The organism is Chryseobacterium sp. Leaf201, from assembly GCF_001421435.1.
GTDB lineage: Bacteria > Bacteroidota > Bacteroidia > Flavobacteriales > Weeksellaceae > Chryseobacterium.
This window is the reverse complement of sequence record NZ_LMKA01000054.1, coordinates 1-12,675: the sequence shown is the minus strand read 5'-3', so window position 1 is coordinate 12,675 and position 12,675 is coordinate 1. Positions and strand designations below refer to the sequence as shown.

Here is a 12,675-nt window from a genome sequence, read left to right as displayed (position 1 = left end):
ATTGTTAAACTGTAGATTTCAAAAAAAACAGTAATTACAAATGAACAGGAAAACATTTTTGAAAAGACTGGCGCAGCTTTCCCTCATCGGTGCTTTTCCCATGCTGTATTCATGGCAGATCGAACCGTTCTGGCTGGAATTTGTGGAAAGAAAACTCCCTGTTAAAAATTTGCCTTACGATTTGGAAGGTAAAGTCGTAATGTAGATTTCAGATTTACATGTGGGAGACCGTTTTGACTGGAATTTTCTGATCGATTCTTTTCAGAAAGCAAAAAAATACAGCCCGGATTTCGTCGTATACACAGGTGATTTTGTAAATCACGGAAATGCTGAAGAAAGAGAAGACCTTAAAAAAGTACTGCATCACGCAGTTTTAGGAAAGCTGGGAACCTTTGGGATTCTTGGCAACCATGATTACGGAACCGACTGGAGTGAAGCAGATGTTGCCGAAAATGTCTGTCGAATAGCAGAAAATTCCGGAATGAAGATGCTGAGAAATGATCAGGAAGAAAGTCACGGATTGCATTTCATCGGTTTCGAAGATCTTTGGTCGCCCAATTTTGCTCCGGAAACAGTAATGGGAAATTATGATCCTTCAAAAGCGAATATCATTCTTTGCCATAATCCCGATGCGTGTGATCTGAATATCTGGAACGGTTACCGGGGCTGGATTTTAAGCGGGCATACCCACGGCGGGCAATGCAGGATTCCCGGTATAATTACGCCGCTTGTTCCTGTGAAAAACCGGAATTATATCTCCGGCGAAGTTAATCTGCAGGACGGAAGGATGCTCTACATCAACCGAGCGCTGGGACATTCTTTTCAGGTCCGTTTTATGGTGCGCCCGGAAATTACAGTTTTCACTTTAACTCAGTCTTAATATTATGAAAGAAAAAAATATTTTATTAATCGGAAAATCATTCTTCTGGATTTCTTTTTTATTGGGAAATATCTGCCTTTTCGGATATGTTATTACAAAGAATGATGCATTTGCGATGTGTGGTTATCTCCTGTTGATTTTCGGTACGATAATAAATTTGTTAGTTATCTTATGTTTGGTGATTTACGGATTAATCAATAAATCCCAACTCAAAATCTGCATGAAAGCTTCGATGATCATTTGCATTAACATTCCTATTGCAATTATATATTTCTATGTAGGAATTTCACTTTTAAATATCTAAACTATGAAAAAAATACGTGTTCAATTTCTTCTTTTTGTGTATGATAAAACACAAAAATTATACAGGAAATATTTCAAGAAAAAGAAAAGGCAGTGGCAGTTTACAGAAAAACAGCTGCTGGAATTTCAGGAAGATTCTTTGGGCAGAAAACTTGGAGAATTTTACAGGAAACACGGTTTTACCATGATTCCTAAAATGGAAGATCATGATGTTCACCATCTGATTACCGGATGCGGAACCTGTTTTGAAGATGAAATCGCCATGCAGTTCCTTCTTCTCGGAAACGGAAAACTGAACGCCCATCTTTTGGCAGCCATCGTTTTAGGCTCTGTGATTTTGCCGGAATATTACAAAATATACATCAAAGCGTATCAGAAAGGTAAAAATATGCGTCCGTTTTACCATTGGGATTTTGAAGCACTTCTCTGGCAGAATTTCGAAAACCTGAAAGATTTTATCCAGCAGAAAAATACACCGGTTTTATATTAAATCATGAAAAATATAAAGTTTAACCCGATGGGAAAGAATACATTTCTGATCTCATGGATATTCGGAACGGTTATTCTGTTAGGATTTCTGATGACGCAATCGGTTTTTTTTGCCTGGATGGGTTTTTATTATGTAATAGCAGCATGTATTTTTAATTTAATCGTGTTTTTTTCTGAACTGTTAATTTTCGTCACCGATGTGACAGATAAAAAGTCCCACGGAAATTCTGCGCTCCTCATTCTCTTTAATATTCCGGTCGCATTACTGTATCTCTTCATCTTTATTCAATTATAAATCTTAAAAATCATGAAAACACATCACTATATATTTCTTACCACCGCCCTGTTCGTGATCGTATTTTACGATCAGAATATAGGCCTGAACCTCGGGATTATCGGTATTATCTATGCGTTGCTCACTTTTATCAGAACCCCGGTAAGGAACAGGTTAAAAACCTTTATTTTACTTTTCGTAACCAGTATTCTGTCAAGTGCAGCATTTGCGTGGTACGGAGATTTCCCTTCCTTGCTGGCGGTGGTAAGTTCCCTTTTATTATTAGGCTACCGGTCTAAAAACAGAAGGATGAAAATCCTTTTATTGGTTCCGGTAGTTATTGTTAACGGTTTTACGGCATTGTGCAGGTTCTTCAGTTTTGATGAGTGGCTGCCCAAAAGGAATGTCTCTGGGCTTTGGCAGAAGACACTGGCTTTTTTCCTGATTCCCCTTATCCTGGTTTCTGTTTTCTTTGGGGTTTATTCTGCGGGAAGCGACCATTTTGCCGGTCTGTTTACCAATGTGGAAATTGATATTAATTTCTGGCAGCTGATCTGCATGATTGTGTTAGGATTTTTCATTGCATTTAATTACTGGAATTATGCCGTGGAAAAATTAATCTACAAAAGCAACTCCATCCTGGATAATGATTTCAAAACAAGGGATAAAAACCTGAAACCAACGTATTCTTTTCTTGATCTGGATGCTGAGAGAATGAGCGGTGTAATTTCTTTTTTCACCCTCAATATCCTGCTTATATTTTTTATTGCCACTTACAATTATGAACAGTTTTATGAAACGGCAAAAACGCCGGGCCAGCTTTCAGAAGAAACCCACGAAAGGGTAAATGCAGTGATCCTGTCCATCATAATGGCCATTTTAGTGATTATGTTTTATTTCAAATCCGGTTTTAATTTTGATCCGAAAGCAGGGCTGATGAAAATCCTGGCCAAAGTCTGGATTGTTCTGAATGCTGTACTCATTATTTCTGCCATGGTAAAAAATTCAGAGTATATCATCAACTACGGATTTACTTATAAGCGATTGGGGGTTTATGTATTTCTGGTGCTTTCATTGATCGGCTTAATCACGGCTTTCGTCAAAATCCAGCTGCAGAAAAGGAATGCCTTTCTTTTCAATACCATGGCGTGGTATTTCTATGCAACAATTCTCATCTGCAGCTATATCAACTGGGGCGGTATTATCACTGCTGAAAATATGAAGCGTCAAAACTTTGTTTCAGAATATCATCAAAATGAAATCAACTTTAATGAAAAGCAGCTTCTGAAATATGCAGAAGAGAAGAAAGATTTAAAATTAAGAGCCGAAATTCTGAATAAGGTAAAACCGCAGCAAAACGAAAAGTTCCTTTCCAGAATCCTCTATTATCAGACCCTACATTAACCTGATGCAATACTGAATGTGAATTTTGTAAATGCACTCCAGGATCCGCTGAAAATAATAAGAACATTTAATTAATCTGCAGAGCGTGGCAAAATGGTGCGGTTGTAAAATCTAACGTTTTTTTAATATTAAAATCCTGTGGATGGAACAGTTTTAGCTGATCTGTATACTCAAAGTCAAAAAGGCTTTATGGTCAATATGTTTAAATTTCAATTGCTGCAAAAGTTATAGTGTGATACTAAAAGAGAAATTTAAACAGTTTATAAAAAAAATATTATGAAAAAATCCTTACTGCTCATCCCGCTGATTATTGTTTCATGTAAAAAAGAACCGGCCGTTTCCGAAACTTTAAGCAGGGATTCATCGGTGGTTTCAGAACAGCCTGCGGTTCCGGAAAAAACAGATTCTGCTGCATTGAGGATAAAGGATTCTGTGATCAACAATGCCCCGAAAACCAAAGAAGTCCTGAAAACAGGAGTGATGAGGGACGTGAAAGAAGGAAAAATTACCAGAACGGTAGATGCAGAACAGCTTCCTGTTACTTTGGGAGAAGAATTTACTGAAGACGGACAGGAATTTACGCTTAAAATAACAGGTTTCAGCAAGCCGAATATCAAGGCTAAAATATCAACGAATCAAAAGGATTTTAATATCAGGTTCAATCAGATCAGGCTGCCGAACGGAGATTATGACGGTCCTTTCGGAAGAGAGATCACCTACGACGTAAAAGAAAAAGGGGAGGTATGGCTGATTATCGGTAAAAGCAATATGGCTTCCGGAAATACAAAAGGAAGTTTCACCGTCAGCATCGAATAACTCTTATTGTTTGGTATAATTTCTGCAAACACAATTTAAAATCTATCATTATGAAAAATATATTTTTGTCGGCGGCGGTGGCTTCAGTAGCTTTGGTAAGCTGTGGAACCGTGCAGTCGCTGGTGCAGAATACATTTCCCTATACGGCCAATGTCTTAGTATCCACAGGGGTTCCTGCCAACAAAGAGGTTTCCTCATCTGCTACGGCCTCCAATGTCCAGACCTGGTTTGGCGGTAATAACAATGCACAGATCAGAGATGTAAGGATTTCAGATGCCAAAGTTTCGGTAGTGTCACCTTCAGGCGGAAGCCTGAACGCTTTCAAATCGATTAAAGTATATATTTCATCTAGCGGAACCGGAGAAAGACTGGTGGCTTCCAGATCAAATATTTCTACCGATGCCTCAACGCTGAATCTGGATATTGAAAACTCAGGTTTTCTGGATACGGTGGTAAAGAGCACAGGCGTTACCGTAAGAACGGTTTATGAGCTTAAAAATCAGACCAGTTCAGATATGAATATCAGAATTGCCCTTAATTTCAGCAGTATTCCTGCAAATTAATTTTTTTATAAAAAGTTTATTTATTTAAAAAACGTCTTTCAAAACTTTGAAAGACGTTTTTGTTTGATATGGGTAATGATTATTTAAAATCTACCAGTTCAACATCAAAAATAAGCGTTGCTCCCGGAGGGATTACATTACCGGCACCGTTATCACCGTACGCAAGTTCAGAAGGAAGATAGAATCTGTATTTTGCACCCTTACTCATCAGCTGTATACCTTCCGTCCATCCTTTGATCACGCCGGACAGGTTAAGCTCAATCGGTTTGCCACCGTTTTTATCTGTGGAGTCAAAAACAGTTCCGTCCATCAGTTTTCCGGTATAGCTTACCGTAGCAGTGCTTGATGCAGTAGGTCTCGCTTTCTTATCACCTTCTTTCAATACTTCATACTGAAGCCCACTTGCCGTGGTAATGATTTTTTTGTTCTGTTTGTTTTTGGCAAGGAATTCGGTGCCTGCTTTTTTGTTTTCGTCAGCCTTTACTTTTTCCTGAGCCTGTCTTTTTTCATTCTGCTTCTGCATAAAACCCTGTAAAAATGGTCCCATTTCCTCTTTCGGGAATAATTTCGGCTTGTCTGAAAATTCATCTTTCATCGCCTGGGCCAATAGGTCCGGATCTACCGGGAATCCCTGTTTCTTCATATTCTGGGCAATATCCAGCCCGATATAATAGGATGCTTTCTGATCATCCGTATAGGTTTTCTGGGCAAAAGAAAAGTTGAATGCTGCCAGCAGGACTAAAGTAATGAATGTTTTTTTCATTTTTGATAAAGTTATAATCTGTTTGTAAATTTAAGCTTTTGTCACGGAATCCATCACAACCGTTACCGGGCCGTCGTTAATTAATGATACCTTCATATCTGCTCCGAAAATTCCGCTCTCCGTTTTCAGTCCGGATTTTGCGATTTCTTTCTTAAAATAATCAAAGAGGGGAATGGCTTTTTCAGGCCTTGCAGCTTTGATAAAGGAAGGGCGGTTTCCTTTTTTGTAATCGGCAATCAAGGTAAACTGACTGATACACAATATTTCGCCTTTTATGTCCTGAACGGAGAGGTTAAGCTTGTCATCTTCATCCCCGAAAATCCTTAAGTTTAAGATTTTCTGGACCAGCCAGTCGGCATCCGTTTTCTCATCGTTTTCATCAATCCCTACCAGAAGCATCAGTCCTTTCCCGATTTCTCCCACCAATTTTCCGTCTACCTTTACACTGGACTCGGAAACTCTCTGTATAACGGCTTTCATTTTTAAAAATAAATATTTAAAATCTTACCTGCAGGATCATAGTTGTAAAGATAGGTTTTCGGGGGAACGTTGGCCACGGCAGTCGGCTGTCCGGTAAGCAAGATCCACTGGGCATTATCTTTCGGGCAGACCACCCTGATATTGTCCTGGACTTCAAGCGTTGTATTGCCGTCCGGGCATATGTGCGGGGCATTTCTGTCGTATACTTTAAAGGTGCTGTCAGACGATCTTACAATGATCAGTCCTCGGGTCCCGGATTGCTGTTCGTTGATATATACCCAGCCTCCTACCTGGTTTAAAGCATAATAGGCAGGAAGGTTAAGATTCAATGTAACGTTGATCGGGTTGTTTGGGAAACAACTTACGGTATCTTCATGGCTCCCGCATGATTGTATGGTTAAATTACTGAAAATCAATAATGTGATTATCGTTAAGATTGAAAAAGTTTTTTTCATTTCAATTTAAATTTTTATATATTTGTATAAAGTAAACAATTACAACAACGAAAACATTGTCCGGCAAATGTCGGATTATTTTTTTATACTAAAACTAAATTTTGAAAATTATGGCAAGCTATGTTACAAAGGAGGGGTTAGAGAAAATGAAAGCTGAGCTGGAACAGTTGGAGACTGTAGAAAGACCGAAAATTACCATGCAGATTGCAGAAGCCAGAGACAAAGGGGATCTGTCTGAAAACGCAGAATACGATGCGGCAAAAGAGGCTCAGGGGATGCTTGAAATGAGAATTTCCAAGCTGAAAGATGCTATTTCCACTTCTAAAATTATAGACGAAAGTCAGTTAGATACTTCAAAAGTTTCCATTCTTACCACGGTAAGGCTTAAAAATAATGCCACTAACCAGGAGCAGGTATTTACATTGGTGCCGGATAATGAAAGTGATCTTAAAGCAGGGAAAATTTCTGTGAATACACCCATTGCCAAAGGGCTTTTAGGGAAAGTAATCGGTGAAACGGCTGATATTACACTGCCGAACGGAAATAAACTGTCTTTCGAAGTACTTGAAATAACCCTTTAATCATTATTGATTTCAGGCCTGATATTTAATTCTGATTCTATCTCTCTCAACTAATTTCTGAAAAATGAGCACAATATTCACTAAGATCATTAACGGTGACATCCCTTCTTACAAAATTGCCGAAGATGAAAATTTTATTGCATTTTTAGATGCGATGCCTCTGGTAAAAGGGCATACATTGGTGGTTCCCAAAAAAGAAACCGATTTAATTTTTGATCTTGAAACTGAAGAATACAAAAATCTCTGGGGCTTTGCTCAGGAAGTGGCCAAAAAAATCAAAAATGCGATTCCCTGTGTCAGGGTAGGAGTGGCAGTGGTAGGGCTGGAAGTTCCCCATGCGCACATCCATTTAATTCCGCTCAATAAAGTTGAAGAGCTGAATTTCAGAAATGAGAGACTAAAACTGACAGATGAAGAATATAAAGAAATTCAGGACTCAATTATAAATTCCTAAACTATACAAAAACTCGTAAACTGACATTTACGGGTTTCTTTAATCTATATCTTATATATCATATATAAAAAATGAATTCAAACCAGTGTTCTTTCTGCGGAAGAAAAAGAAATGAAGTTCAGATGCTGATTTCCGGCCAAAACGGTTTCATTTGTGAAAACTGTATTGAGCAGGCTCATGCTATTGTAAAAGACAGCAGCCCGGAATCCGGATATGCGCCGGCAGAAAATATGGATGAACTTAAGAAGCCTAAAGAGATCAAGAAATTCCTGGATCAGTACGTGATCGGGCAGGACCAGGCGAAGAAACAATTATCAATAGCAGTATACAATCATTACAAAAGGCTGCTTCACGCCAAGGAAGAAAACCGGGAAGTGGAGCTGGAAAAATCCAACATCATCATGATCGGGGAAACCGGTACGGGAAAAACCTTACTGGCTAAAACCATCGCTCGGGAGCTGAATGTTCCGTTCTGTATTGTTGATGCCACTATTTTAACAGAAGCAGGATATGTGGGAGAGGATGTGGAAAGTATCCTGTCCAGACTGCTGATGGTAGCGGATTATGATGTTGAAAAAGCTGAAAAAGGGATTGTTTTTATTGATGAGATCGATAAAATTGCAAGAAAATCAGATAACCCGAGCATCACCAGAGACGTTTCCGGGGAAGGTGTTCAGCAGGGACTGTTGAAACTGCTTGAGGGAAGCATTGTTAATGTTCCGCCTCAGGGAGGAAGAAAACATCCGGACCAGAAATACATCCAGGTAAATACGCAGAATATCCTGTTTATTGCAGGGGGGGCTTTTGACGGGATCAAGGAGATTATCGAAAGAAGGATGAACAAGCAGGCTATCGGCTTCAGTTCAGAAAAAATCAATAAGACCGGTGAAGACGAATACATATTAACCAATCTTAATGCAGTAGATCTTCGGTCTTTCGGTTTAATTCCCGAACTTTTAGGAAGATTTCCGATCATTACCTATCTTGATAAACTGACCAAAGAGACAATGGTGAGAATCATGACGGAGCCTAAAAACTCAATTGTAAATCAGTTCATCGAACTTTTCAAAATGGACGGTACAAATCTGGTTTTTACAGACGGATCCATTGAAAAAATAGTGGAGGAAACCCTTGAAAAAGGCCTCGGCGCGAGAGGGTTGAGGGGTACTACAGAAAAGGTTCTTGAAGACTATATGTTTTCGATTGGAGAAGAGAAAGAGATCATATTAACGGAAGATAATATTTTTGTTAATAAATGAAAAATTTTTGTTTTTTCATAAAAAAGGCATACCTTTGCCGGTGAGATATTGTATTAACACACAAATAATTATATACAATGAGAAAAAGTTTATTTGCTATTGGTTTATTAGCAGCCATTAATTCTGTTCAGGCGCAGGATGTTTTATTACACATAGATGACGCTGCTACTACGTATGTAAGCGAAGGCACGCTGCTTTATGCAGGAGGTGGTCTTCAGACAAGAGGTACCGGTATTATGGATGTTCATGGTAATGTGATGGTAGAAGGAACTTCTACTGCTGCTTTCAGAACAATCACTACAGCAGGTGGTGCCAAAACAGACGGTGGAAACATCGTGTTAAGGCTTAACACTCCGGCAAGTTTTGCAACGTCTACTTATGGGCAGCTTTATGTAAATGGTATTTCGGCAGCTAACCTTACAGGTATTGTAAGCAAAGAATACCGCACAGCAAGGCATGGTAACGGAAATTATTTCCAGCAGATTGCCATTCCGTTCGCAGGTAAGGCTTACAGTACTTTATCAACAGAATTGGCCAAAGCCTTCGGTACAACAAGATTTACCCAGAATGAAATCCTGACCTGGAATAATGCAGCCGCAGTTTCAAACCATGTGACCAACCTGGCGAACACAACGGCAGCAGCTCCTACGTATTATATGTTGGGATCTAAAAATAACAATCTTGATTTAAGCGCTCCGCCTGCAAATTTACCTACGATTGCCCCTACTGCCACAGGATCTGTATTTACACTTAGCGGTACTCCCGTACGTGCAGAAGATCTTGCTACGGTAACTTTACAGGGAGGAGGAGCAAGTGCAACTTTCGGGGTTAACGGTAGCGGTACCAACCAATACGGTGAATTGTACAGTTCTTATCTTCAGGACCAGTTTGACAGAACCAACGGTTATTTCTCCTTAACTTACGGTAAGAATATCTACCAGTTCGGTAACCCTTACTTTACCAATTTAGATTTATCAAGAATTGCTTATGCTGAAGCAGCAGCTGTTACAGACGGCAATGCAATTTCAAACCTTTGGGGTGTTAAATACACTGCAGGTACTGTAGCGACACAAGCTAACGGATCTACATTTACAACAGGTGCGCAGATACAAACTTATGATCTAACAGGAGTTCCTGTAGGTGATACAGGTCTTGTCATCCAGCCGATGCAGACATTTGTCCTTAAACTAAGAGACAATACGCCACAGACTTTAAATTTCAGTACACTTAGAAGATTTTCCAGTTCAGTAAGAGATGCAGGAATCAATTATTCAGTTACTGCTGCTAAAAATACTAACGTTGGAACAGTAAAACAGCTTGGTGTTATTGCATTGGATGCTGCAGGAAAAGAAATCGGAAGAACTTATTATGTAGTAACCCCTAACGCAACTACCGGACATCAGACTTCAGCATCTACAACCATTCAGGCTTCTGCTACAGGAGGAGATGTAATCGGAACTTTTGAGGAATCTCTGAACGGAGGATATGATTATAACAATACCAACTACTGGTTATACATCAATGAAGCTAATGAAGTTAACTTTAAAGGTAAGAATGTTAAATTGGTAACTTACAGTCCTACGGTTGTAAAATCTTATAAATTCGAAATCAAAGAAAATGCAGAACCGATTGCTGACGGCGCACATGCTTTGTCTGCAGGAATTGGTTTCTACTATAAAACATCAAGCGGAACGTTGCAGCAGGCTGTACAGGGAGCAGTAATCCCGGTAGCCGGTACAGAGTATGATTTATACTACGGCGAGCCAAGCAATATTGTTTTAGCAACCAATGACACTAAAGCGCCAATCAGAACTTTGGTAGTGTATAATCCAGCTATTGATAATTATATTGTTAGATTTGATCCTAGCTGGAAGAAAGCTGATATTGAAGTATATGATATGAGCGGTAAATTAGTGATCTCTAAAAAAGATGCAGAAACGTCTAAAGATTTCGTAATTGAATTAGACAAAAACATCAAAAACTCTTATGTTGTTAAAGTTGTTTCTAGCACCGGAGATGTCGTCAACACTAAAATTTTAAAATAATGAATATGAAAACTATTAATAAACTAGCCACTGTCTTTTTTCTTTTTGTTGTTCTGTGTGTAAATGCGCAGGGTGGTGGTACTCCAAATCAACCTGGAGATGATGGAACCGGAGGTTCAGGTACAGGAGCTCTTGCAACGCCTGTTGATATGTATGTGTACGTTTTAGGAATTGCTGCTATCATCATGATTGCATTCTTTACTAAAAAGTATACCGCAGCAAAAGCATAAAATTTTATTAAAATAATACCAAACTCCCTGATTAGTCGGGGAGTTTTTTTATTTTTACGATATGAAAAAGATTTTTACATTATCAGCTGTCTTAGCTGTATTTTCATTGCAGGCTCAGTTTACAGTAACGATTCAGGCACCTGTCGATTTCAAAGATCAGGATGCAATTTTATATACTTTAAACGGTTCCAAGGATATTATTTTCTCTAAAGAGCAAAGCAAAGGCAATACCTGGACTTTTAAGTATCCGAAAAATTATATGGGAATGATGAAGGTCTATTTCCCGGGGTCCAATAATACATTCAATTTTATTTCCGAAAATAAAAACGTCAATGTAAAACTTGAAACACAGGCCAATAAAATTAAGAATATTGTCTATCTGGATGAAGCCAATAATCTGATGAACGGACTTCAGGAAGGCTCACAGAAAAAAGAACTGATTCTTCCGGCACTATCCCAGATCAAAGAATATTATAAAGACAACACAGAGTTCGGAAGAGCTTTGAAAACTGAAATAGAAAGGCTTTCCGGCAGTTCTCAGGGCATTGACCAGGCCCAGCATCCATTTGTCTATTATTACAATACCAATTACAGTAAATTCCTTTCTAATGATGCTTCTAAAAAAGTGAATCAGGAGGAGATCGTCAATTTTATTGATAAGTCCAATGACATGCTGGAGACATCTTCTCTGTTAAGACCGGTCCTCGTATCCTATCTTAACAGCGGCGGAAATACCAATGTTACAGCATCTGTGGATAAGCTCTTGGAAAGATTGAAAGTTGAAACTCCACGCGGACAGACGGTTCTTTCTGAACTGATTGATATTTTTGATGTGTATGACATGCAGGATTTCAAAAATAAATACCTGGGTCTGGCTAAGAATCTAAAATGTACGATTACCGACAGGCTTGCCACCACTTTGAAATCAAATGCCAATGTTGAAATGGGAGCTGTTTTCCCTAACTATAAATTCCAGTCAGCGGTAAATACTACAGCGAAGACATTGCACGATATTAAAGCCGATAAGAAAGTTATCGTATTCTGGTCTTCTACATGTTCACACTGTGAAACTGAGCTTCCCCAGTTACTGGCAAAATACAATGATTTAAAGGCTAAGAATATTCAGGTAGTAGGTTTATCCCTTGATTCGGATAAAGATTCATACTCTAAAAAAATCAGTGCTTTTCCATGGGTTAATGATTCCGAACTGAGAGGATGGAACAGTACATATGCAGATACCTATAATGTGCATGCAACTCCGACCTATTTTATTTTAGATGCTAACAATAAGATAATCAGCAAACCAGAACATGTTGGTGATGTTTTGGAATATTTTAAGTTAAAATAATTTTGGTGATTTGTAAATATTTTCTATATTTGCACCACCAAAACGGCGAGGTAGCTCAGTTGGTTAGAGCGCAGGATTCATAACCCTGAGGTCACGGGTTCAATTCCCGTCTTCGCTACAAGTAAAGGCTGTAAGATTTTCTTACAGCCTTTTTTATTTAGGTACAACCTTTTTTGGATCAATCTCAAAACTTGGGGACTAGGCAAAAAGGGATCAATCTCAAAACTTGGGGACTAGGCAAAAAGTTTAGACAACCTGAACAGGAAAAATGCTTTATCCCGCACGCCTCTTAATTGTAATCTGAAGTTTTTTATTTTAGCATTGAATGACT

General features: G+C 38.7%; 16 protein-coding genes, 1 tRNA gene and 1 pseudogene. 14 read left to right on the top strand and 4 right to left on the bottom strand.

Features of this window, described 5'->3' with window-relative positions:
• Positions 1 to 40 precede the first annotated feature (40 nt).
• The 7 genes from ASE55_RS20845 (at position 41) to ASE55_RS04990 (ending at position 4,729) form a co-directional block, all read left to right on the top strand.
• Positions 41 to 205: a hypothetical protein gene (locus ASE55_RS20845; RefSeq protein WP_317041548.1), complete on the top strand. Its 165-nt coding sequence runs from the start codon at positions 41 to 43 to the stop codon at positions 203 to 205.
• Positions 206 to 880, top strand: coding sequence for a metallophosphoesterase (locus ASE55_RS05020; RefSeq protein ID WP_317041549.1), 675 nt, complete (start codon positions 206 to 208; stop codon positions 878 to 880).
• Between the two features lie 307 nt (positions 881 to 1,187).
• Positions 1,188 to 1,673: a Coq4 family protein gene (locus ASE55_RS05010; protein WP_056216252.1), complete on the top strand. Its 486-nt coding sequence runs from the start codon at positions 1,188 to 1,190 to the stop codon at positions 1,671 to 1,673.
• A 3-nt stretch (positions 1,674 to 1,676) separates the two neighbouring features.
• A complete protein-coding gene (locus ASE55_RS05005; RefSeq protein ID WP_056216250.1) occupies positions 1,677 to 1,967 on the top strand; it encodes a hypothetical protein in 291 nt (96 codons plus the stop codon).
• Between the two features lie 12 nt (positions 1,968 to 1,979).
• On the top strand, positions 1,980 to 3,350 hold the full coding sequence (locus ASE55_RS05000) for a DUF4173 domain-containing protein (RefSeq protein ID WP_056216248.1): 1,371 nt from the start codon (positions 1,980 to 1,982) through the stop codon (positions 3,348 to 3,350).
• Between the two features lie 276 nt (positions 3,351 to 3,626).
• Positions 3,627 to 4,166, top strand: coding sequence for a hypothetical protein (locus ASE55_RS04995; RefSeq protein WP_056216246.1), 540 nt, complete (start codon positions 3,627 to 3,629; stop codon positions 4,164 to 4,166).
• Between the two features lie 50 nt (positions 4,167 to 4,216).
• Positions 4,217 to 4,729 carry a hypothetical protein gene (locus ASE55_RS04990; protein WP_056216244.1) on the top strand — a complete coding sequence of 171 codons (513 nt, stop codon included), beginning with the start codon at positions 4,217 to 4,219 and terminating at the stop codon, positions 4,727 to 4,729.
• Positions 4,730 to 4,808: 79 nt separating this feature from the next.
• Here ASE55_RS04990 and ASE55_RS04985 read toward each other — a convergent pair whose 3' ends face one another.
• From ASE55_RS04985 to ASE55_RS04975, 3 genes are read right to left on the bottom strand one after another with little or no spacing between them, the layout of a single operon-like run.
• Positions 4,809 to 5,492 (bottom strand): FKBP-type peptidyl-prolyl cis-trans isomerase, encoded by a 684-nt coding sequence (locus tag ASE55_RS04985; protein ID WP_056216242.1) that lies wholly within the window; start codon positions 5,490 to 5,492, stop codon positions 4,809 to 4,811.
• Positions 5,493 to 5,522: 30 nt separating this feature from the next.
• Positions 5,523 to 5,972, bottom strand: coding sequence for a D-aminoacyl-tRNA deacylase (gene dtd / locus ASE55_RS04980; protein ID WP_056216241.1), 450 nt, complete (start codon positions 5,970 to 5,972; stop codon positions 5,523 to 5,525).
• A gap of 2 nt (positions 5,973 to 5,974) precedes the next feature.
• Entirely contained in the window at positions 5,975 to 6,427 is a 453-nt protein-coding gene (locus ASE55_RS04975) for a hypothetical protein (protein ID WP_056216238.1), read from the bottom strand.
• A gap of 110 nt (positions 6,428 to 6,537) precedes the next feature.
• On the opposite strand from ASE55_RS04975, the gene greA reads away from it, so the two are divergent.
• From greA to ASE55_RS04940, 7 genes are all read left to right on the top strand, one after another.
• Positions 6,538 to 7,008 (top strand): transcription elongation factor GreA, encoded by a 471-nt coding sequence (greA, locus tag ASE55_RS04970; protein ID WP_056216236.1) that lies wholly within the window; start codon positions 6,538 to 6,540, stop codon positions 7,006 to 7,008.
• Positions 7,009 to 7,072: 64 nt separating this feature from the next.
• Positions 7,073 to 7,462, top strand: coding sequence for an HIT family protein (locus tag ASE55_RS04965; RefSeq protein WP_056216234.1), 390 nt, complete (start codon positions 7,073 to 7,075; stop codon positions 7,460 to 7,462).
• 71 nt (positions 7,463 to 7,533) lie between these two features.
• Positions 7,534 to 8,721 carry an ATP-dependent Clp protease ATP-binding subunit ClpX gene (gene clpX, locus ASE55_RS04960; RefSeq protein WP_056216232.1) on the top strand — a complete coding sequence of 396 codons (1,188 nt, stop codon included), beginning with the start codon at positions 7,534 to 7,536 and terminating at the stop codon, positions 8,719 to 8,721.
• Positions 8,722 to 8,798: 77 nt separating this feature from the next.
• The gene (locus tag ASE55_RS04955; RefSeq protein ID WP_056216230.1) at positions 8,799 to 10,766 is read left to right on the top strand and encodes a T9SS type A sorting domain-containing protein; all 1,968 of its coding nucleotides are present in this window, start codon (positions 8,799 to 8,801) and stop codon (positions 10,764 to 10,766) included.
• A gap of 5 nt (positions 10,767 to 10,771) precedes the next feature.
• A complete protein-coding gene (locus tag ASE55_RS04950; protein WP_056216340.1) occupies positions 10,772 to 10,996 on the top strand; it encodes a hypothetical protein in 225 nt (74 codons plus the stop codon).
• A gap of 61 nt (positions 10,997 to 11,057) precedes the next feature.
• Positions 11,058 to 12,344, top strand: coding sequence for a peroxiredoxin family protein (locus tag ASE55_RS04945; RefSeq protein WP_056216228.1), 1,287 nt, complete (start codon positions 11,058 to 11,060; stop codon positions 12,342 to 12,344).
• A gap of 44 nt (positions 12,345 to 12,388) precedes the next feature.
• Positions 12,389 to 12,462, top strand: a tRNA-Met gene (locus ASE55_RS04940).
• A 115-nt stretch (positions 12,463 to 12,577) separates the two neighbouring features.
• On the opposite strand, the pseudogene ASE55_RS20620 reads toward ASE55_RS04940, so the two are convergent.
• Positions 12,578 to 12,675 (bottom strand): annotated as a pseudogene (locus ASE55_RS20620) (DDE transposase); the annotation flags it as partial.